Origin of the sequence: Microbispora catharanthi, from assembly GCF_006334915.2 — a bacterium.
In the GTDB taxonomy this organism is placed as follows: domain Bacteria; phylum Actinomycetota; class Actinomycetes; order Streptosporangiales; family Streptosporangiaceae; genus Microbispora; species Microbispora catharanthi.
The window spans coordinates 1-20,856 of record NZ_VDMA02000006.1; the positions used below are offsets into that span (position 1 = coordinate 1).

The 20,856-nt window shown below is 73.1% G+C and carries 16 protein-coding genes; 5 read left to right on the plus strand and 11 right to left on the minus strand.

Annotated features, from left to right (window positions below; all coding sequences use genetic code 11):
• Positions 1–1,713, minus strand: a 1,713-nt coding sequence (locus tag FH610_RS12735; RefSeq protein WP_139574562.1) for an ATP-binding protein, incomplete at its 3' end; no start/stop codon positions are given.
• Positions 1,714–2,001: 288 nt separating this feature from the next.
• On the opposite strand from FH610_RS12735, the gene FH610_RS42840 reads away from it, so the two are divergent.
• Entirely contained in the window at positions 2,002–2,169 is a 168-nt protein-coding gene (locus FH610_RS42840) for a hypothetical protein (RefSeq protein WP_161627988.1), read from the plus strand.
• Here FH610_RS42840 and FH610_RS12740 read toward each other — a convergent pair.
• Both FH610_RS12740 and FH610_RS12745 read right to left on the minus strand, forming a co-directional pair.
• Entirely contained in the window at positions 2,166–2,717 is a 552-nt protein-coding gene (locus tag FH610_RS12740) for an ATP-binding protein (RefSeq protein WP_139574563.1), read from the minus strand. The two genes, FH610_RS42840 and FH610_RS12740, sit on opposite strands and share 4 nt — an antisense overlap.
• Positions 2,701–2,895: a DUF5999 family protein gene (locus FH610_RS12745; RefSeq protein WP_139574935.1), complete on the minus strand. Its 195-nt coding sequence runs from the start codon at positions 2,893–2,895 to the stop codon at positions 2,701–2,703. Before FH610_RS12745 ends, FH610_RS12740 begins: the two co-directional genes overlap by 17 nt.
• A 221-nt stretch (positions 2,896–3,116) precedes the next feature.
• Here FH610_RS12745 and FH610_RS12750 point away from each other — a divergent pair, with 221 nt between their 5' ends.
• A complete protein-coding gene (locus FH610_RS12750) occupies positions 3,117–3,488 on the plus strand; it encodes a response regulator (RefSeq protein ID WP_240808935.1) in 372 nt (123 codons plus the stop codon).
• A 31-nt stretch (positions 3,489–3,519) separates the two neighbouring features.
• On the opposite strand, the gene FH610_RS12755 is transcribed toward FH610_RS12750, so the two are convergent.
• Positions 3,520–4,179, minus strand: a complete 660-nt coding sequence (locus tag FH610_RS12755; RefSeq protein WP_240808936.1) for a response regulator transcription factor — start codon at positions 4,177–4,179, stop codon at positions 3,520–3,522.
• A 104-nt stretch (positions 4,180–4,283) separates the two neighbouring features.
• Here FH610_RS12755 and FH610_RS12760 point away from each other — a divergent pair, with 104 nt between their 5' ends.
• Positions 4,284–6,134: a GAF domain-containing sensor histidine kinase gene (locus tag FH610_RS12760; protein ID WP_139574566.1), complete on the plus strand. Its 1,851-nt coding sequence runs from the start codon at positions 4,284–4,286 to the stop codon at positions 6,132–6,134.
• Between the two features lie 8 nt (positions 6,135–6,142).
• Here FH610_RS12760 and FH610_RS12765 read toward each other — a convergent pair whose 3' ends face one another.
• From FH610_RS12765 to FH610_RS12775, 3 genes are all read right to left on the minus strand, one after another.
• On the minus strand, positions 6,143–6,964 hold the full coding sequence (locus FH610_RS12765; RefSeq protein WP_139574567.1) for a sensor histidine kinase: 822 nt from the start codon (positions 6,962–6,964) through the stop codon (positions 6,143–6,145).
• A gap of 396 nt (positions 6,965–7,360) precedes the next feature.
• A complete protein-coding gene (locus FH610_RS12770; protein WP_338104540.1) occupies positions 7,361–8,311 on the minus strand; it encodes an ABC transporter permease in 951 nt (316 codons plus the stop codon).
• Positions 8,308–10,929 carry a CocE/NonD family hydrolase gene (locus FH610_RS12775; RefSeq protein ID WP_139574568.1) on the minus strand — a complete coding sequence of 874 codons (2,622 nt, stop codon included), beginning with the start codon at positions 10,927–10,929 and terminating at the stop codon, positions 8,308–8,310. Before FH610_RS12775 ends, FH610_RS12770 begins: the two co-directional genes overlap by 4 nt.
• A 164-nt stretch (positions 10,930–11,093) precedes the next feature.
• Between FH610_RS12775 and FH610_RS12780 the strand changes: the two genes are divergently transcribed.
• The gene (locus FH610_RS12780; protein WP_205825737.1) at positions 11,094–12,377 is read left to right on the plus strand and encodes a hypothetical protein; all 1,284 of its coding nucleotides are present in this window, start codon (positions 11,094–11,096) and stop codon (positions 12,375–12,377) included.
• Positions 12,378–12,471: 94 nt separating this feature from the next.
• On the opposite strand, the gene FH610_RS12785 is transcribed toward FH610_RS12780, so the two are convergent.
• Both FH610_RS12785 and FH610_RS43640 read right to left on the minus strand, forming a co-directional pair.
• Positions 12,472–13,518 (minus strand): copper resistance D family protein, encoded by a 1,047-nt coding sequence (locus FH610_RS12785; RefSeq protein WP_240808937.1) that lies wholly within the window; start codon positions 13,516–13,518, stop codon positions 12,472–12,474.
• The gene (locus FH610_RS43640) at positions 13,515–14,513 is read right to left on the minus strand and encodes a copper resistance CopC family protein (protein ID WP_161627990.1); all 999 of its coding nucleotides are present in this window, start codon (positions 14,511–14,513) and stop codon (positions 13,515–13,517) included. Before FH610_RS43640 ends, FH610_RS12785 begins: the two co-directional genes overlap by 4 nt.
• A 194-nt stretch (positions 14,514–14,707) precedes the next feature.
• Here FH610_RS43640 and FH610_RS12795 point away from each other — a divergent pair, with 194 nt between their 5' ends.
• A complete protein-coding gene (locus FH610_RS12795) occupies positions 14,708–15,940 on the plus strand; it encodes an MFS transporter (protein ID WP_139574571.1) in 1,233 nt (410 codons plus the stop codon).
• Between the two features lie 165 nt (positions 15,941–16,105).
• Here FH610_RS12795 and FH610_RS12800 read toward each other — a convergent pair whose 3' ends face one another.
• Positions 16,106–18,667 carry a chitinase C-terminal domain-containing protein gene (locus FH610_RS12800; RefSeq protein WP_276607661.1) on the minus strand — a complete coding sequence of 854 codons (2,562 nt, stop codon included), beginning with the start codon at positions 18,665–18,667 and terminating at the stop codon, positions 16,106–16,108.
• A gap of 163 nt (positions 18,668–18,830) precedes the next feature.
• Positions 18,831–20,789 (minus strand): alpha/beta hydrolase, encoded by a 1,959-nt coding sequence (locus FH610_RS12805; RefSeq protein WP_139574573.1) that lies wholly within the window; start codon positions 20,787–20,789, stop codon positions 18,831–18,833.
• Positions 20,790–20,856 lie beyond the last annotated feature (67 nt).

Sequence of the window (20,856 nt, forward strand, 5' to 3'; positions counted from 1 at the left end):
GTAGGACCGCAGCCACAGCTCGCCGCGCTCCTGGCAGACCTGCAGGCAGTCGACAAGCAGCGTCTCCGCCTCCTCGAACTCGCCCTGCGCGAGCAGCACCATGGACAGCTCGACGATCGCCGGCAGCAGGCCCGGGTTCAGCTCCCGGCCGCCGCGGTGGAACTCGATCGCGACGCCGAGCAGCGCGGTCGCCTTCTTCGCGTCGCCCTGCAGCATGGCCGCGGTGCCCTGCATCTTGGTCGCGAGCAGCACCGCGCCCGAGTCGCCCACGCGCACCGCGTCGGTGCTGCACTGCTCGGCCGCGGCGAGCGCGCCGGCCATGTCGCCCTGGGCACTGCGGATGTAGGCCAGCACCCACAGGGCCTTGCAGCGTTCCTTGCTGGGCGAGGGGCTGGCCTTGAGCGCACGCTCCAGGTAGATCACGCCCTCACGGGCGAAGCCGCAGGAGACCCACAGGAACCACAGCGCCGACAGCAGCTCGAGGCCGACGCGCTCCTCGCCCGCGGTGGACAGGCAGTAGTCGAGGGCGACGCGGATGTTGTCGTGCTCCTGGCGCATCCGCGTGTACCAGTGGACCTGGCGCGGTCCCGACCACGAGTGTTCGCTGCGCTCGGCGAGCTGGAGGTAGTAGTCGCGGTGGCGGCGACGAAGGTCCTGCGTCTCGCCGAGCTTGTCCAGCCACTCGCCGCCGTACTGCCGCAGCGTGTCGATCAGCCGGTAGCGCTGACCGGCCGGAGTGGGGAAGCTCAGCAGGACCGACTTGTCGACCAGGCCGCCGATCACGTCGAGGATCCGTTCGGAGGGCAGGGCGTCGCCCGCGCAGACGTGCCGGGCCGCCTCCAGCTCGAAGTCTCCGGCGAACACCGACAGCCGCGCCCACAACAGCCGCTCGGCCGGTTCGCACAGCTCGTGGCTCCAGCCGATCGCCGCGCGCAGCGTCTGGTGGCGCGGCAGCGCCGTACGGCTGGCTCCGGCGAGCAGGCTGAACCGGTCGGCGAGCAGCGCGAGGATCTGCTCGACCGACAGCGTGCGCAGGCGCACGGCGGCCAGTTCGATGGCCAGCGGGATCCCGTCGAGGCGCCGGCACAGCTCGGCGACGGCCGTGATGTTGTCCTCGTCCACCCCGAAGTCGGGTACGACGGCGGAGGCCCGCGCGCCGAACAGCTCGACGGCCTCGTTGGTGAACGCGTTGTCCGAGGGGTTGTCGCCGGGCACGGTCAGCGGCGGCACGGCGGCCGTGTACTCGCCCGGCGCGTTGAGCGACCGCCGGCTGGTCGCGAGGATGCGCAGGTGCGGCGCCGTGTTGAGCAGTTCCTGGGTGAGCTGGGCGCACGCGTCGACCAGATGCTCGCAGGTGTCCAGGATGAGCAGGAGCTCCCGTTCGGCCAGCCATTCGGCGAGGGTGTCCGCCCCTCCGCGCGGCGACTGGTCGGCGATGCCGAGCGCGGCCGTGATCGTGTGGTAGACCATCGCGGGGTCCTGCAGCCGGGCCAGGTCGACGTACCAGACGCCGTCCCTGAACTGCCGTCGCACCTGGTGCGCGAGACGCAGCGCGGTGCGCGACTTGCCGACCCCGCCGATGCCCGTCACGGTGATCAGCCGGTACTCCTGCAGCCTCTGTCGCAGCGATGCGAGCAACCGCGTCCGCCCGACGAAGCTGGTCAGCTCCACGGGCAGGTTGCCCTCTTGCCGCCATCCTGCTGGCGTTGCCATGCCGCCTCACGGGGGGGTTCGTCCGGCGTGCTCCCTGCTCCCGCATCGTACCTTTGCGTGCGGTTGGCTGTCCGGTGGTACGGGCGTGACGTTTGCCCGGCGATGAGGCGGCGTGATCTCCCCTCGGGGGAAGGAGTCCCAGCGCCCGCCCGGCCGTGGGCCCGGATCCACGGCTGCCCGGGACTCACCGGTCCCCTGGCCGCGCGGCTCCACGGCTCCCCCGCCTCTTACGGCTTCGCGCCTCTCGCGGCTTCGCGGCTCCGGGGCGGAGCCGGTAGCATTGGCCGCGTGAGTGTGCAGCATCCGGATGACATGCGTCCGGTGGACCTCTTCGACGAGGGGCTGCCGGTGCTGCCTGACCAGACGAGCGACGACACCGACCTCGGGTGGGGCGATTGGCGCTCCGACTCCGACGTCTCCCGCCTGCTGGAGGAACGCCCGCCTCACTGGAGCTAACACCGCACCGCCAGCTCGAACCAGACGGCCTTCCCCCTGCTCGTCGGGTGCACGCCCCAGGCGCGGGACAGGGACTCGACGATCAGCAGCCCCCGGCCGCTCTCGTCCTCGTCCGGTGACCCGTCGCGGGCCCGCAGCGGAACGCGGGCCTCGTCCTCGACCTCGCACCGCAGGACGCCGTCCCGCAGCAGGAGCGTGAGGACAGGTTCCCCCCGCCCGTGCCGCAGGACGTTGGCGACCAGCTCGCTGACGAGCAGTTCGGCCACCTCGGCCACCTCGGCCACCTCGGCCACCTCGGACGCCTCGCCCTCCGCGCTGCCCGCCCAGTCCCGCAGCACGGCGCGGACGAGCCGGCGCGCCCGGCTCGTGGAGGACGGGACGGCGGGGAGGACCCAGGAGGCCCGGCGCACGTTCGGCACGCCGTCGTCGGCCGCGTTGTCCGGCGCGGCTGGGAGCCGTTCCCCCGGGAAGGCGCCGTGCGGCCGCCGGGTCGTGGGGACGAGCGTGGCCACCCCTGCCACGCCCGTGGACTCACGCGGCCCGCGCATAGCAGGCCCGGTGCGGGAGAAGGCTCCGGCCGTCGGGCAGCAGTTCGCCGGTGTCCTCGAACACCACGACACCGTTGCAGAGCAGTCCCCACCCCTGCTCGGGGTGGAAGGCCACGAGACGGGCGGCGTCGTGGTCGGGGGCGTACGCGGGCGGACACGGCGGGGTGTGCGGGCACATGCGTGTCACCTCGATCCTTCAGCAGGCGGCGGACAGTTCACGAAGAGCCGGTTCTAGTGATCTCACCTGCCGCACGGTCGCTCGCTGACACCTCCCACGATGGCCTCTGGGAGGTCCCGCCGTCTGCGCTGGCAGCCCCCATGCGCCGGGCGTGCCCGCGGCACCTCGGCATGCCAGCTAGCTGCAATGACGCGGACGCGCTCCGATGTCACTCTGAAGACGTGCCCCTGCGGTGTCTGATCGTGGACGACAGCGATCACTTCAAGGAGGCCGCCCGCCTGTTGCTGGAGGCGGACGGCGTCGCCGTCGTGGGCGTCGCGTCCACGATCGCCGAGGCGCTCGGCCGGTTCGGCGAGCTCCGGCCGGACGTCGTGCTGGTCGACGTCGACCTGGGCGAGGAGAACGGGTTCGACCTGGCCCGGCGACTGCACGACGCGGGCGACGGGGAACCGCCGCCGGTCATCCTGATCTCGACGTATGAGGAGCAGGACTTCGCCGAGCTGATCGCGACCAGCCCGGCCGTCGCCTTCCTGTCGAAGCCGCACCTGTCGGGACGGGCCATCGACGAGATCCTGCGGGGCGCGGACGCCTGAACCGGCCGCGCGGGCAACACCGGTACGGGCCTCAGCGGGCGTCGAGGAACGCGAGCACCGCGAGCACGCGGCGGTGGTCGCTCTCCGTCTCCGGCAGCCGCAGCCTCGACATGATGCTGCGCACGTGCTTTTCGACCGTGCCCTCGGTGATCCAGAGTTTGTGCGCGATTCCGGCGTTCGAGCGGCCCTCCGCCATGAGGGAGAGCACCTCGCGCTCACGCTGGGTGAGCAGCTCCAGCGGATCGTGCCGTCGGCGGGCGTTGAACAGCTCGGCCACGAGGCTGGGGTCCACGACCGATCCGCCGTGGACGATGCGTTCGAGCGTCTCGACGAAGTCGGACACCGCGGTCACCCGGCTCTTGAGCAGGTAGCCGACCCGGCGCCCGGTGGCGAGCAGCTCCATCGCCTGGTCGACCTCGACGTGCGCCGACAGCAGCAGGATGCCCACTTCGGGCAGCTCCGCGCGGATGACCTTGGCCGCCTCGACGCCCTCCGTCGCGTGCCCGGGAGGCATCCGGATGTCGACCACGGCCAGGTCGGGGCGGCGTTCCCGCACGAGGGCGAGCAGCTCGGCCGCGTTCCCCGCCTGGCCGGCGACCTCGAACCCTGATCGCTCCAACAGGCTGGCCAGCCCCTCACGCAGCAGGACGTCGTCGTCCGCCAGCACCACTCGCGTCGGAGTCTCGTCCACCGCTCTGCCGCCTTCGTCGCGTGCCGGTCCGGCTCGGCGGGCGACGGCGTCGACCAGGGCTTTCGCCCGTACCTCTAGCCGTCCTGCGAGAGTAGTGTGGCCTTGTGCACGCGCGGTTGCTGTCGTTGCTGCTACGCGCGAGCCGCCCGCCTCTCCTGTGGGGCATCCTGACGGGCGCCGCATGCGTGGCAGCCGAGACGTTCATAGCCTTTGCGCTGGTGCAGGTGGCGCCCAGCAACGCCCTGGACGTAGTTTACCTGCTCGGCGTTCTCGTGGTCGCCTACCTCTGGGGTATGTGGCTCGGTGTGATCGTCGCCGTGGCCAGTGCCGTGGTCTACGACTTCTTCCAGGTCCCGCCCCTCCACCAGGTCACCATCTTCAGCAGCTGGACGTGGGTGCCGCTGCTGGTCTTCCTGGTCGTCGGGGTGCTGGTGAGCGCCGCCGCCGCGCTGATGCGGTCCCTGGTCGTCGAGGCGGAGGAACGCCGCCGCGAAGCCGATCTCGACGCCAGGACGGCCCGTCTCCTCCTGCGCGCCGAACACCTGCGCGCGGCGCTGCCGGTCGTGGCCCGGCGCCTGGCGCAGGGACTCGGACTGCCGTTCCTGGCCATCGAACTCGGGCCGGTCGGCGACGACCCACGCCACACCGCGCTGCCGCTGACCGACGACGGCGCCGGGATCGGCACGCTCGTCGTGCCCGCGGGCCTGCCGGCGGCCATGACGCGCCGTCTGCGGGAGCGGGTGGTGCCCTCGCTGGAGGCGGTGCTGGTGGCTGCGCGCGACCGTGAGGCCATCAGCACCGCCCTGGCGGCGAGCCGGGACGAGCTGGCCAGGATCGCCGAGGAGCAGGCCGCCCTGCGACGGGTCGCCACCCTGGTCGCGCGCGGGGTCTCGCCGACGGAGATCTTCGGCGCGGTCGCCCATGAGATGGGATTGATCGTGAACGCGGACCACACCGCGATCGAACGCTACGAGCCCGACCGTACGGTCGTCCTGGTGGGCTCATGGAGCGCGTCGGACCGGGGGGCTCCGCCGCCGGTGGGCTCGCGCCGCCCGATCAGGGAGAGCGGCCTTTCCGCCCTCGTCCTGTGGACGGGACAGCCGGGCAGGATGGCGGCAAAAGAGGGCGCGGCAGGGGAACTGGACGGGTGGGCCGGGGATGAGCAGGTCGTCTCCGCGGTCGCCAGTCCCATCGTCGTCGAGGCCCGCCTGTGGGGCGTGATGATCGCCTTCTTCCGCGCTCCCGAGCCGCAGCCGGACGACGTCGAGGAACGCATGCGGGACTTCACCGAACTGGTCGCCACCGCGATCTCCAACGCCGAGGCCCGCGACGAGCTCGCCGCCTCGCGGGCCCGCGTGGTCGCCGCCTCGGACGAGACCCGGCACCGGATCGAACGCGACCTGCACGACGGGGCCCAGCAGCGCCTCGTCTCCCTGGGGCTGCAGTTGCGCATGGCGGAGACCGTCGTGCCACCGGATCTGCCCAAACTCAAGGAGCAGCTGTCCCACACGGCCGAGGGCCTGACGCTGGTGCTGGAGGACCTGCGGGAGCTGTCGCGCGGCATCCACCCGGCGATCCTCTCCAAAGGAGGCCTCGGGCCGGCCCTGAAGATGCTCGCGCGCCGCTCGGCCGTCCCCGTCGAGCTGGACGTACGGGTCGACGGGCGCCTGCCGGAGCGGGTCGAGGTGGCGGTCTACTACATCGTCTCCGAGTGCCTGACGAACGTGGCCAAGCACGCGCAGGCCTCGACGGTGTACGTCGAGGTCGAGGCGGCGGGCGACGCGGCGAGGGTCGGGGTCCGCGACAACGGTAAAGGAGGCGCCGACCCCGGCAGGGGTTCGGGGCTGATCGGTCTCATCGACCGGGTCCAGGCGCTCGGCGGTGCGATCGAGGTCACCAGCCCGATCGGCCATGGCACCACGCTGACAGCGGTGATTCCGGTCGGCGAGAGCTGACGGAGCGGTCACGCCCCCTCGCCGGGCGGGGTATCGGCGAGTGGCAGGCGGACGACGACGCGGGCGCCGCCCTCCGCCGCGTCCTCCACGCCGATGGTCCCGCCGTGGGCCCGCACGATCTCCCGCGCGATGGTCAGGCCCAGGCCGGAGCCGCCCCGGCCGCGGGACTTCTCCAGCCGGGTGAACGGCTCGAACACCCTCTCCCGGTCGACCTCGGCGATGCCGCCGCCGTCGTCGGAGACGGCGAGCTCCGCATGGGCGCCCTCCTGCCGGACCTCCACCAGCACCCTGCTCCTGGCGTGCCGCTGGGCGTTGTCCAGGAGGTTGCCCAGCAGGAGGTAGATCTCGTGCTCGACGGCGTGGACCGCCAAGCCGGGGATGAGCCGGAGCAGCACCGGCGACCGGTGTGCCCGGCTGGAGACCTCCGTCCGCACCAGCTCGGCCAGGTCGGCCGCTCTTCTTCCGCAGGGCGGCTTCGTCCCCGCCTTCAGGAGCAGCAGCAGGTCGCAGACGACCGCCTGCAGACGGTCCACGTCTCTCAGTGAGCAGTCGACGAGCTCGGCGAGGTCCGTCTCGGCCGGGTGCAGCCGGGCCTCCTCCAACTGCGCCCGCACCCCGGCGAGCGGGGTGAGCAGCTCATGGGAGGCGTCGACCAGGAACCGGCGCTGCCGCTCGGCCTTACGGTCCAAGCGCCCTCCGTCGTCGGCGAGCCGCTCTGGCATCCTCTCGGCGTGCGGCGGCACGGCGGCCCCGTCCTCGCCGATCGGGGCGGGGACGCGGGCACTCGGATCGCCGACGGAGGCGGAGCCGCTGTGGCACATGACGCTCATCGCGACGCTGCCGTCGATCTCGTGGCCCCCACAGGCCCGCCCGGACCGGGAACAGGCCTGCGGCGGCCGGGTGATGCGGGCGCACCCGGCGAAGGCGCCCGGCACGGCCAGGGAGCGGTCGGTTCCGGGAGTGTCCTCGGCATCTGATCACCTCCGGCTGCGGTCGTGTGCTGTGGCGACGTTCTCCTACGTCCTGCGGGGCGGCCGTGGCCGATCGAGAACCACGCCGCCAGGCGTGACGGGCGCCGACCCGGATGTCCTGATCGGTTCCGATATCAGCTTGTCTCCGCAAGCGGTGGCCTGTCTTCGCTGGCAGCCTCCATTCCGGTCCCACCGCCAGCGGTCCCCGGGCCTTCCGGCTGGCCGGAACGGCCCGGGGACGGCGCGGGTTTCGCATCAGGACACGATGTCCCGGCGCCGGAAGCGGCGGAAGGCCAGGGCGACGAGGACCGCCGAGTAGGTCACGGAGACCGCCACGCCCTTCACCATGCCGCTGTAGTCGGGCTCCGGCGCGAGCGCGTCGAGCCACGCGGAGTTCCAGAACGTGGGAAGGAACTCGCGCAGCGAGCCCAGCGCCTCGACCGCCTGCAGGATGCTGCTGACGATCACCAGGCCGACCGCGCCGCCGACCGCGCCGAGCGGGGAGTCGGTGCCGACCGACAGCAGGAAGGCGACCGCGGCGACCACGAGCTGGCTGACCAGGGCATAGCCGATGACGACGGCGAACTTGGGCAGCACGTCGGCGGCGGGGATCACCTCGCCGGTCCCCGGCACGGTGATGTCGTTCCACCCGAAGGCCAGCGTGCCGGCGAGCAGGGCCATCAGCGGAAGCACGGTCACCGCGGCGGCCGAGTACGCCAGCGCCACCACCAGCTTCTGGCGCAGCAGCCGGTCGCGGGGAACCGGCGCGGCCAGCAGGTAGCGCAGCGACGACCAGCTCGCCTCGCTCGCCACCGTGTCACCGCAGAACAGCGCCACGGCGACGACCAGCAGGAAGTTGGCCGACACCGACAGGGCGAACGCGGCGAAGTTGAGCCCGCCCGCCGTGGCCAGATCCGACAGCCGCAGGCTGCCCTGGCCACGCCCGGCCGGCCCGAACTGGAACGCCACCACGAGCACCCACGGGAGGGCGAGCAGTACGGCGAACATCGCCATGGTCCGGCGCCGCCGCAGCTGCCGCACGAACTCCACCCGCAGCGGCAGCGTGCGTCCCGGAGCGTAGCCGGGCGCCCGGCCTCCCACGGCGTCACCGCGCGTGTCCGGTTCGTCCTGGGTGGCCGGCGTGGCCCGCCCGCCGTCGTGGATGTGTTCGGTCAGGTCCGGGGCGGGTCGTTTCGCCGGGCTCAACGGCTCTCTCCGATCAGGTCGAGGAACACGTCCTCCAGGCGGGGGCCGGCGCCGTTGGCGGCCGGCGCGGTGCCGAGCAGGTCGCCGACCGGCCCGGCCGACACCAGCCGCCCGCGGTGCATGACGACCACATGGGTGCAGGTCTGCTCGACCTCGGCGAGCATGTGGCTGGAGACGATGACGGTGCGCCCCCGCTCGGCGTACGCCTTGAGCACCCGGCGCATCTCCGCGATCTGCGGCGGGTCGAGGCCGTTGGTCGGCTCGTCCAGCACGAGCAGGTCGGGGAGGCCGAGCATGGCCTGCGCGATGGCGAGGCGCTGGCGCATGCCCTGGGAATAGGTGCGCACCGCGCGCTCCAGGGCCGCGCCGAGCCCGGCGATCTCCAGCGCCTCCTCCATGCGGGCGTCCTGCGGCGGTCGTCCCGTGGCCTGCCAGTACAGCTCCAGGTTGGCCCGGCCGGACAGGTGCGGCAGGAAGCCCGGCCCCTCGACGAACGACCCCAGCCGCGACAACACCGGAGCCCCCGGCCGCACACGGGTGCCGAAGATCCGGATCTCGCCCTCGTCGGGGTGGATGAGACCCATCAGCATGCGCATGGTGGTGGTCTTGCCCGCGCCGTTCGGCCCGAGCAGGCCGAGCACTTGGCCCTTCTCGACCCGGAACGACAGGCCGTCGACCGCCCGCTCGCCGTTGCGGTAGCGCTTGCCCAGCCCGCTGATCACCAAGGGCACATCGGCCGACTCGGCGTCCACCGCCGGGTCGTCGCCCGCGTCCCCGCCGCGCCTGGCCCTGCCGGTCAGCAGGAGCACGGCCGCGACCGCGATCGCGGCGAGCGGCATGGCCCACGTCCACCACGCCGGGCCGGTGGCGGGCGTCCGCAGCGCCGCGTCCCCGGGCAGCTCCAGCGTGGGGGACTCCAGCGCGACGCGGTAGACGGCGGGGGCGGCGGGCGTCGCGTAGCCGAGATCGGTGGTCGAGACGACGACTCGCATCCTGTGCCCCGCGTCGAAGCGCCTGTCGATGGCCGGAAGCGTCACGGTGACCGGCGTGCCCGCCTCGCTCGCGGTTACCCGCAGTGGAGAGACGAGGCTCGACGGGAGCACCGGAAGGGACCCTCCGGAGACGTCGTAGAGCTTGGCGAACAGCGTGGCCTCACCCGTGCCGTACACCCTGATCGTGACGGTCGGGCTGCCGGTGACCTGCGCGGGCCTGGTCAGCGGGGCGGACTCGAAGGCGGCCGCCTGGCCGGGCATGTCCAGCGCGATCGACGCGCCGCCGCCGTTTCCGCCGAGCAGCCCGCCGAGGCCGGGGACCGCCGAGATCGACGACGGCGACCCGCCCGCCGGGTTGGCGATCGGCTGCTGGGGGCCGTTGAGCGCGACCGTGGTGCGCTCCCCGCCCGGCAGGCCGGGGTAGCGGTCGGCGGTGGCGTGCAGGAGCACGGGGCGGCGCGTGCCCGGGTCCCGCCCGCCGTCCCTGGTCACGGTGAACGCCGTCGAGTCGCCCTCGCCGGCGGAGGACCCCTTGAGGTAGCGGTCGAACCAGCCGGTCGTACGGTCGGACAGCCAGTCCGCCTCGCCGTCGCCGCCGTCATGGCCGCCGTTGAACCAGGCGACCTCGACCGGAGCGCCGGTGGCGGCGATGGCCCGGGCGTTGGCGTCGGCGTGCGAAAGCGGGAACAGCGAGTCGCGCTGGCCCTGGATCAGCAGCGTCGGCACCTTGATCCGGCCGGGCACCGAGATCGGGCTCGACCGCCGCAGGAGATCGACCGCCTCCTTGGTGGCCCGGCCGGTCTCGGCCACCTTCTGGTACATCTCGCAGATCTGCGGCAGGAACCGCCCGCACTGGACCTGCTCGATCCCGGGCGTCCGCCCGGTCACCCGGCCCCCGGACGTGTCGCCTGCGGAGCCCGAAGCCGCGCCGGCGAGGCCGGCCAGACCGCCCGCGCCGAGGCCGCCGTCCGGGGCCAGCCGATCGGCGGCGGCGCTGAAGAAGATGCCGGCCCACATCTTCTTGAAGACGCCGTTGAGCGGACCCTTGCCCGAGGCGTCGGGGAAGAGCGCGTCGGCGAGGTCGTACCAGGTGATCTGGGGGACGATCGCGTCGACGCGGCTGTCGTAGGCCGCGGCCATCAGCGCGATCGCCCCGCCGTACGAGCCGCCGGCGATCCCGACGCGCGGGTCGCCCGGGGCGTCGAGACGCACTTCGGGGCGTTTGGCCAGCCAGTCGATCAGCCCCCGCATGTCCTTGACCTCGTAGTCGGGGGAGTTGAGCGCGATCTGCCCGGTCGAGCGGCCGAACCCGCGGGCCGACCAGGTCAGCACGGCGTAGCCCTGCGCGGCGAGCCGTCCCGCCTGCTCGCGCATGCTCTCCTTGCTGCCGCCGAAGCCGTGGGCGAGCAGCACGGCCGGAGCCCTGCCGCCGGAGGCCGGGGGATAGAAGGTGGCGTCGAGATCGACGTGCTGGTCGTCGGCCGGTCCGTCGACGACGGGGATGACCAGGCCACGTCCCTTCACCACGGGGCCAGAGGGCCATAGAGCCCACGCCACGCCTCCGGCCATCAGGATGACCAGCGTGACCACGATCGCGAGGGCACGCCGCCCACCCGGAAACGTCATGTCGCGATGCTACTTGTCTCTGCTGAGAGACCGCTGAGGAGCCGCCGCGCCTGTGGATAACCGCCACGTCAGCGGGCGCCGACCCGGTCCGCGCACGAATCGTGATGATGCATCGGGGTAAACCCTGATTGCGTCCCACCATAGGGAACGGCATCATTTCGCGCGTGAATGGAACGCCGCTCAAGCAGATCCCCGCTCGCGCGATCGAGTGGGCTCTTCCGTACTGGACGCGGGGGGAGGCGGGCAGGCAGACGCCGCAGGATCTTTTCCGGGTGCTCTACCTGGGCTGGCTCGCGGCGTTCGTCCTCAAGGTGCTCGGGTCGAGCTGGGACGTGTCGTGGCACTTCAGGTGGCTGCGCGACGACCTGGCCCCGCCGCATCTGCTCAACACGGTCGGCACGGTGATCGCCGTCGCGCTGACCATCGTGCACTGGTACACCGGCTACGGCGTGGACCGCACGTCCTCCCGCCTGATCGTGTGGGGCACCGGGGTCTTCCTCATCGCGATCCCGCTCGACCTGATCAACCACCGGGTCAACGGGATCGACATCACCGCGTGGAGCCCCTCTCACGCCCTGCTGTACATCGGCACCGCACTGATGCTCGCCGGAGCGATCCGCGGCTGGTACCTCGGCTCGGGCCGGTACGCCGGGATCACCCGCGGCCGGCGTGCGCTGGTGCTGGGCGGCCTGTTCGCGTTCTTCCTGGAGAACGCGCACTTCCCCGAGTTGCAGCAGGAGTACGGCGTGCTGGAGCTGGCCTCCTGGGATCGCGGGCAGCCGTACGCCGAGCCGACGCTGCTCGAATTCGCGGCCAACCAGATGGGCCGGGGCGTCGACCGGGCCATGGTGCTCAAGTTCTCGCTGCCGATCCCCGACGTCGTCTACGCCCTGTACGCGGGGGTCGTGGGCGTCGCGATCCTGGTCTTCGCCCGCGTCATGGTCGGCCGCCGCTACACGGCCACCGCGATCGCCGGGGTGTACGTGGCCTACCGGTGCCTGATCTGGCCGCTGCTCGTCGGTGGCGGGTTCCCGCCGTCGACCATCCCGTTCTTCTTCCTGCTCGCCGGACTCGCCGTCGACCTGGCCTTCCTGGTGCCGATCCGGCAACTGCGGCCGCTCGTGGGCGCGCTGCTCGCCACCGCCGCGGTGTACGGAGGGCTGCTGGCGCAGGACCGGGTGCTCGAAGCCCCGCCGTACGCGCCGCGGGCCTGGCCGGTGGCGCTCGCCGCGCTGGCCGTCGTGTGGTACGCGGTGGAGTGGTTCGCCGGCCGCAAGGGGCTGACGGCCGCCGCCGCGGAGGACAGGATCGCCAAGGAGACGCGGCCCGCGGAGAGGCAGGTCACGGCCGAGCCCGGCGCGTCGCGCGATGCCGGGCCGGAGACGGCGTCCGAGGCGGCGTCCGAGGCGACCCCCGCGCCCGCCGCCGTGTCGGAGCCGACGGCCTGACGGCCCGCATCCGCGCTCACCCGCCTTTCCTGAGCCGCTCCCTCGCCGGGGGCGGCTCTCGGCGTCTCCGCGGCGGGGCGGGCTGGGCCGTGGGTCAGGCGACCGGGGTCTTGGTCAGCGCGACCGCGACGCCGTACGCGAGGCCCATCACGGTGAGTTCCAAGGCCGCCCAGGCGGCGAACGCGGTCGGGGCCTGACGCGTGACCGCCGGCAGCAGCCGCCAGCGGATGTTGCCCCCCAGCAGTGCGATCACGCCGGTGAACACCGCCTTGGCGACCACGAGCCGGCCGTACCCCGTCGTGACCAGCGACGCGGGGAAGCTCTCGCCGGGCGTGAGCAGAAGCTCCACCAGGCCGTTGAAGAGCCCGGACAGCCCCACGACGACCAGCGCGTAGGTCGCCAGCCGGGAGAACCGGGGCAGCGTGCGGGCGAGCAGGTCGCGATGACGCGGCAGCAGGACGGCGAGCGCGACCAGGCCGCCCACCCAGGCACACGCCCCGATGACGTGCAGCTCCATCGAGACCATGCTGAGGTCGTGCCAGTACCAGTTCGAGGCGTGGCCGGTGACCGGGAGCGGCAGCAGCCCGAACCCGGCGACGAGCACCCGCAGCTCGGCCGGCACCTTCTCGCCGAACCGCACCGCCAGCATCCCCACGGCGGCGCTGGCCAGGGCGCACGACGCGCTCACGATCATGCCCTGCCCCGCGCCGATGCCGTCGACGTACGCCGCCACGTCGGGAAACGCGCCCGGGGTGACCTCGGCGGCGCTGAGGACGGCCGACACCAGCGCCGCCGCGCACCAGACCAGCGAGAACAGCACGGCCCAGTGCCGGGCCCTGGCGGCGAGCGGCTCGGTCCGGTCCGGGTCGTCGAAGCCGAGGAGCTTGGGGAGCAGGCTGAGTCCGATGGTCGCGGTGGCGGCCAGGTCGAGCACGAGCCGGACGACCGGCAGTCCGTACTCCACGATCGTGCCCGGCATGGGAAGCCCGGGCACCGTTCCTGGCAGGGTGAGCCAGGTCGCGATCACGACCGCGAGCAGGGCGCCGGCGGTCAGCCCCGCCGCCGGGACCCGGGCGCGGGCGTGCTCGGTTCCGGAGCCGGACCGGTCCGCCGAGACGCGAGGTTCCGAGGTCGTGGTCACGCGGCGCCGCCCGAGGCCGGGGAGCTTCCTGCACCGGTCCCGGCGGCGGTGGAGCGTCCGGCGGCCGGGCCTTCCGCCCCGGATTCCGCCGCCGGTGCCCCCGCTGCCTCTGTCTCCGACGCGGGTGTGTCCGACGCGGGTGTGTCCGACGGCTCCGGGCCGCCCGGAGAGGCCGCCCGTGGCGTCCCCGCCGCCGGGGGAGCCGGGATCGTCCCGTCGCGCAGGCGCCGGTCGTGCCGCACGAGCACGCGGGCGCACAGCGCCAGCAGCGCGGCGGTGACGGCCAGCAGCCCCCATACCCAGCTTCCGCCGCCCTGACCGGCCGTCCCCACGCCGGCCGTCCCCACGCCGGCCGTCCCCACGCCGGCCGTCCCCACGCCGGCCGTCCCCCCGCCGGTCGTCGGAGCGCCGGGGTTCGCGGTGACGGGGTTCGCCGTGCCGGGCGCGGGGGTGGTGGTCGGCGCGGTGACCGCCCCGGGGGCCGCGCCCCCGCCGGTCACGGTGAACTTCACGGCGCCGGTGACGGGGTGGCCGTCGTTCGACACGATGCGGTAGCCGATCGCGTACGCCCCCGCGGGGGTGCCCGTCCGCACACCGATGGAGACGTTCCTGCCGTCCACCGTGATCTCGCCCTGCTCGTAGTGGGCGCCGTCCGGCCCGGTGACGGCGAGCCGCGCGAAGTCGCGGCGTACGGCCTGGTCGAAGGTGAGCGTCACCGAGGCGGGCATGGCGCCGAGGACCGCGCCGTCCATGGGGTCGCTGGCGACGAGCACGTCGTGGGCCCGCGCGGGCGTCGCGATCAGCATCACCGAGAGCAGAGCCAGCAGCGGCACGGCGAGCGCCCGCAGCCGGCCACGCGCCACGGCGAGCACCCGCGGCGGGTTACGCGGCGGGACGGCGCGCGCGGCCGCCGGGGGCGGAGCGGTCCGTCCGGTCCTTCGCCGACCGCCGCGCGTGGTCGGGGCGTCGTTGCACATCCGGGCGACCTGGTCCACCTGCCTTGCCTTCCTTTTGCCGGCGCCGACCCAGCCATGGTCCCACTGATCGCGGCCCGTGCATGCCGCGCGGCGGACCGGCGACGGCTGCGGACCGTGCCGTGGTGATCGGTTACGGTGATGTGCCGGACGGCGTACGCATTCTCCTGGTTGAGTGGAATCCGGCCTGACGACACCGCGCGAAGGAGGGCTCATTGACCCCCCAGCCGACCGTAGGCGGATCCGAGCGGAGTGCGGCGCCGGTGCGGCGCTCGCCGTGGCTGACGATCGTCGTCATCTACCTCGCCGGCGTCGTGGCGGCGATGAGCTACGGCAAGTTCGCCGCGGTCGGGCCGTCGATGGCCGGCGAGCTCGGGCTGTCGCTGTCGCAACTGGGCTGGGCGATCTCGGCGGTGGTCGGGGTGGGCGCCGTCGCGGGGCTGCCCGCGGGCTATCTGGTCCGCCGGTTCGGTGCGGGCAGGTCGCTCGTCGCCGCCCTGGCGCTGATGGTGGCGGCGAGCGCGCTGAGCGCGGCCGCGGGAAGCTTCGCCTGGCTGCTGGCCGCCCGCGTCGCCGAGGGCGCCGGCTATCTCGTGGTCACCATCGCCTGCCCGGCGCTGGTCCTCCACCTCGCCGAAGAACGGGACCGGGGGGTCGCCCTGTCCGTCTGGGCGACGTTCGTCCCGGTGGGCATCGGCGTGAGCACCCTCGTGGGGGGCGCCGCCGGCGAGGTCCTCGGCTGGCGCGGCTGGGTGCTGCTGATCGCGGGGCTGACGCTGCTGATGACGGTGGCCGTCCGGGTGCGGCTGCCGCGGACGTCCGCCTCCGGCGCGGCCGCCGGGTCCGTGCCCGGTGCGCGGGCGCTGGCGTGGCCCGCGCTGCTCACCGTGTGTTTCTGCCTGATGGTGCTGGTGACGATGCCGGTGGTCGTGCTGCTGCCCACGCTCCTGGTCGACGAGCACGCGAGCTCCGCCGGCGCCGCCGGGGCCCTGACCTCGGCGATCTCGTTCGTCGGCGTTCTCGGCGGGCTGTCCGTGGGCGTCCTGCTCCGGCGGGGTGTGCCGCTCGCCGCGCTCGCCGTGTCCGGGCTGCTGGTCGTGCCGGCCGCCTGGCTGGTCTACGGCGCCGACGGTCCGCTGGCCGCCGCGGCAACCGGCGCGGGGATCGTCTCCCTGGAGAACGGGGTGCTGGGCGCCTTGGCCTTCGCCGCCCTTCCCTTCGTGCTGGAGCGTCTCGACCACGCCGACGTGGGCACCGGGATGGTGGCCCAGATGGGCAGCGTGGGCGCGCTCCTCGGCCCTCCGCTGTTCGGCCTCGTCGCCGGGGCCTCCGGGTTCGGGGCCGTCGTGCCGGTCATCGCCGCCGGGATGCTGGCCTCGGTCGGCGGGATGCTGCTGGTGAGCAGGAACGTCGCCCGCCGCGCCCGGCGTCTGAGCGCGGAGGGATGAGAAGGTCCCGGACGGCGCGACGCCCGGCGGTCTCTCGACTCGTGATCGGCTGAGACCGCCGGGCATCGGCTCCGGGCCGTACCGGTGTCACCGGTCCGGGACGGCCCGGAGGCTGTGCCGTACGTCCGGGCGAGTCGCCGCGGGACGTACGGGCAGGGGCGTGGGTCAGAGCCTGGTCCAGAGGGCGGGGACGTTCGGCGGCTCCCAGCCCGCCAGGGCGGTGTGCGGCTGACGGCACTGGTAGACCGCGCCGCCGTAGGTCACCCGGTCACCCGTCGCGTACGCCGTGCCGGCCGCCCAGCCGGGGTAGCCGCCGGGGCTCGCCGACGGCGAGACCGAAGGCGACGCGGACGGCGACGCGGACGGCGAGGCGCTCGGAGACGGGCTGGGCGAGGCACTGGTGGAGGCCGAGGGGGAGGCAGAGGGCGAGGCGGACGCGCAGGGCCCCTGGTCCAGCCACACCTGCGCGTTGCCGGGCGTCTCGCCCTGGGTCCACCACTGCGCCTTCCACGTGTGACCGGTGTACGAGACGAGGTTGCCGCCCGTGTAGACGGTCGTGGACGACCACGCGGGAGCCGTGCACGTGCCGGCCGACGGCGACGCGCTGGGAGACGCCGACGGGGAGCCGGACGGGGAAGCGGAGGGTGAGGCCGTCACGCCGCCCCTGGCGAGGTCCTGACTGATGCCGTAGGTCGCGCCGCCGAAGGAGACCGTCCAGTTGGAGGGGGTCGAGGTGGGCAGATAGTAGACGAAGGCGACGTCCACCGAGGCGCCCGGCGCGAGGGCCTGCCAGCCCGGCAGCTTCAGCGACACCCGGTTGTAGTCGCCCTTCAGACCGCCGATGTTGTCGGGCGCGGTGTGGTCCCTGCGGATGACCGTGGAGCCGAAGCCCGACTGGTCGGCCGCGTTGCCCGGAGCCGAGCTCGCGTAGTCGAACTGGAACTCCGTCCCGCCCGGCAGCGTCACGCCCGAGTTGTTGGTGATGTGGATCTTCGGGTTGATCGGGTAGTTGTTGTCGCCCAGGGCGAAGTCGCGGAACTCCACCGAGATGTCCAGCTTCTGCGCCGGGATCGGGGTGGTCGCCCGCACGTTCCCGTACGGCGTGGCGGCCTTGAACTTGTCGTACATCAGCGTGGTCAGCGTGGCGCCGGGCTCGTACTGGCCCTTGGCCGAGTTCCAGCCGTAGTCGCCGGCCAGCTCCCAGATCATCGTGCCGCCGATGCCCTTGGAGATCACGTAGTCGGCCTTGGCCGCCACCGACTGGTCGTCCTCGGTGGACAGGAACACCTTCTTGGTGGAGTTCCACAGCCAGGGAGCGGTGAGCGTCGAGTCGTAGTAGCGGGCGTAGGCGCCGGTCAGCGAGGTGTCCGTGACGCCGTAGGCGGCCAGGTAGTCGCCGAGGATGCCCTTCTCGAGGTTCTTTGCGTGCCACATCGGGTTGGAGCCCGCCGGCGACTCCTTGCCGTTGTCGTCGAGGTCGTGCCACAGGTTGTCGATGCCGATCGCGCCGTCGCCGCAGGTGGTGAGGCCGGAGCCGGCCGGGCAGGTGGTGGCGGGGGCGGTCCCCCACAGCCCGCTCGTGCCGCCCTGCACGTTCTTGAACCCCCGGGTGTAGTACGGCAGGCCGATGTTGATCCGGCCCGGCTGCATGGCCCCGCGGAAGTAGTGGTAGGCCCAGTCGGTGTTGAGGTAGCCGATGCCGCCGTACTGCCCGGCCCCGTACACGCCGGCGGCGGCGAGCTCGCCGTCCTTGCCGTCGTCGAAGAGGTACGCGTTGGGGCCGACGTACTTGTTCCACGCGCCGTGCAGGTCGTACGACATGATGTCGACGTAGTCGAGGTACTGCGTGACCTGGTAGGTCTCCATGCCGCGCAGCAGCCAGCCGGACGCGGGCGCGGCGACGGTCAGCATGTAGTACTTCCCGTCGGCGGCGGAGGCGCGGTCCAGCCTCTCGCGAAGCGTCTTCACCAGCGCGGCGTAGCCCTTCATCAGGGTCGCGCGCTTGGAGTTGGCGATCGGCCAGTCGAGCGGGTTGCCCGCGTCGTTGTTCGACGTCGGGTACTCGTAGTCGATGTCCACGCCGTTGAAGCCGTACGTGCGCAGGAACGACACGACGGAGTCCGCGAACGTGTCGATGCCCGCCTGGGTCGACGTCATCGTGTAGAAGCCGCCGCTCGCCTGCCGCGTGCCCGCGTCGTCGAAGTAGCCGCCGGTCTCGGCCCAGCCGCCCACGCTGATCAGGGTCTTGGTGTCCGGAAACTGCTTCTTGAACTTGCCGAGCAGGTTGAAGTGGCCCTTGTAGGAGTACGCCGGGTCCATCTCGGCGCCGGCGACGCCGGGCCAGGTCATGCCGACGGCGGGATTCTTGGCGGTGTCCGACCCGACGGAGATCTTGTCGTCCGGCCCCACGTGGGCGAACGCGTAGTTGATGTGGGTGACCTTGCCCCACGGGATGTCCTTGACCAGATAGCGGGTCTGCCCGTTGGAGCCGTCGCGCCAGCCGGTGAAGTAGCCGATGACGCGGCGGGGGTGGTCCCCGCCCATCTTCTCGCGGCCGTCGGTGTCGTAGGCCAGGCAGTAGGGGACCTGCACGCCGGGCGTCCGGTAGAGCCCGTCGGGCCGGCACGCCTCGTCGACGGCGGCCGCCCCGGCGGCCCCGCCGGTCGCGGCCAGTGCCGCCGCCCCGGCGGCGAACGCGACGCAGACCGCCGTAGCGGTCCGTGCCAACGATGATCTCAACAGGCGCACAGCCATACCTCCGACAGGCGAAGTGCCGATCCTTCACACCCCGCCCCCCAGGGGTTGATCGGAACGTAAGCCGCCGGAACAGCCGCGTCAATGCTCTCTATTAAGAAACTTTCCTTTTAATAAGCGCTTAAGGCGGGCTTGATCAAGACAGCAGCCAGCCGTACAGCCAGGCGAGGAACGCGAGGCCGGTCAGGACGGGGACGATCCGGGCGGCGGCGGCGTTCAGCCGGAACGCCTCGACGATCGACAGCCCGGTGGAGACGAGGGCCAGCAGGCCATACCAGGCCAGGGCGTGCGGCACCCCGATCGCGAGCGTGGTCCAGTCCTGGATCGCCGACAGGCTGAGCGCCGACAGCGCGCACAGCGCGACGCCCGCCAGGCCCGCGAGCGCGCTCAGCCCGCCGCCGCGCCTGCGCAGCAGGGAGACCAGCCCCGCGACGAGCTGGACGGCCGAGACGAGCAGGAAGGCCGCGGGGACGCCCAGCGGGATCGGCGACCGGGACAGCCGGTAGACCGACGACGTGAGGAGCAGACCGCCCGGACGCACGATGGGGTACGGCGCGGCGCCGGGGTCGCACGCGCGGGCCGTGGCGGCCGGATCGTCGAGGAACGCGGCGATCATCTGACGGCTGCAGGCGTTCGCCAGGAAGACGGCGTGCCCGACCCCGGCGAACTCGGCGAACCGCGCGCCCGGCACGGCCGACACCGCCTGCCGCGCGGCCTCCGGCGGGGTGGTGGGGTCGTACTGGCCGCCGAGGACCAGGACCGGCGGCGCCGCCCCCTCGGACGACGCCCCCTCGATCGGCGCGCCGTCCGACGAGGCCGGGGTGACCGACGCGTGCGGGGTCAGCAGGTCGGCGTCGGCCCGCGCGGCCGGCAGATCCCAGGCGTCGCAGACCGCCGCGTCGACGACCCCCGTGAACAGCCGGGGGCCCCGCGAGTCGGAAAAGGAGTTGTACGGCGTCTCGTCCTGGCACTGGACGGCGTAGTACAGGCCCCACTCGTGCGAGGTCAGCCCGTCGCCGGCGGCGTCGACCAGGGGTTGCAGCAGTTCGGTGCGCCCGGAGGCCAGCCCGTCCACGAGGGCCGGCACGATCGGGATCACGTCGGTCTCGTGCAGCGCCTCGCCGAGGATCGTCGCGACGTCGTCCCCGTTGAGCTGCACCGTCAGCCGCTTGCGGGTGAGCGGGTCCCGGGTCTCGTACGTCGCGGGGTGCGCGTTGAGCGCTTTCACCATGGCGTCGAACCGGGCGGCGATCCCCAGTTTGGTCATCGTCGCCGAGAGCGCGGCCGACGACTCGTCGTACCAGCGGGCGCCCGCGGGAAGCAGCGAGTCCAGCACGACCCCTCGGGTGCCCTGCGGGTCGCGCGCCGCCGCCAGCAGCATCGGGCGGGTGGAGTAGCTGACGCCGAACAGGTACCACCGCGGGTAGCCGAGCGCGGCACGCAGGTCCACGACGTCGGCCGCGATCTCGGCGGTCCGGTAGCCGCGCAGGTCGACGTGCTCGCCCTCAAGGCGCGACTGGCAGGCCAGCGCCTGCCGGGCGAGCGGGGCGGTCTCGGCCGACGCGGGCCCGGGCGTGCGCAGGGTGTCCACGACCCCGCGGACGATCTCGGGGCAGCTCAGTCTGGGCTCGGAGTAGCGCCCGCCGCGCTGTTCGAGGACGACCACGTCGCGGCCGGGGAACATCTGGGAGAGGAACCCGGTGAGCTGGAGCGAGGCGGATCCCGGCCCGCCGCTCATGTAGACGACCGGGTCGGCCGCCTGTCCTGAGGCCTGTGACGCCCGGTGCACCGCGTAGCCGACCTTGATGGTCCTGCTGTTGGGGACGTCACGCCGCTCGGGGGCCAGGAGGTAACCGCAGGTCGTGCCGGACGGCACGGCGACCGGACAGGGATGCTCCTCGACGGACGGGCCTTCCGCCGCCCCGGCCGCCCGCCTGCCGGGAAGCGCCGGCACCGGGGCGGCCGCCGCATGCTCCGCGCCCCGCGCCGTCCCGGACCACACCGTCTCGGCCCGCGCCGTCCCGGACCACACCGTCCCGGCGCCATGGCGGACCGGCGCCGCGAGGGCCGCCGACCCGGAACCTCCCAGAAGCATGAGCGCCGCGGCGAATGCCGTGACGGCCGCTCCACGCGAACTCCGCAACCGTCAGCCCCGTCCCGCG

Coding starts and splice junctions, on each gene's coding strand:
- FH610_RS12775 (WP_139574568.1), bottom strand. CDS start 10,929: ATGACGTTTCCGGGTGGGCGGCGTGCCCTCGCGATCGTGGTCACGCTG.
- FH610_RS12765 (WP_139574567.1), bottom strand. CDS start 6,964: ATGAGCGTCATGTGCCACAGCGGCTCCGCCTCCGTCGGCGATCCGAGT.
- FH610_RS12805 (WP_139574573.1), bottom strand. CDS start 20,789: ATGCTTCTGGGAGGTTCCGGGTCGGCGGCCCTCGCGGCGCCGGTCCGC.
- FH610_RS12745 (WP_139574935.1), bottom strand. CDS start 2,895: ATGTGCCCGCACACCCCGCCGTGTCCGCCCGCGTACGCCCCCGACCAC.
- FH610_RS12740 (WP_139574563.1), bottom strand. CDS start 2,717: ATGCGCGGGCCGCGTGAGTCCACGGGCGTGGCAGGGGTGGCCACGCTC.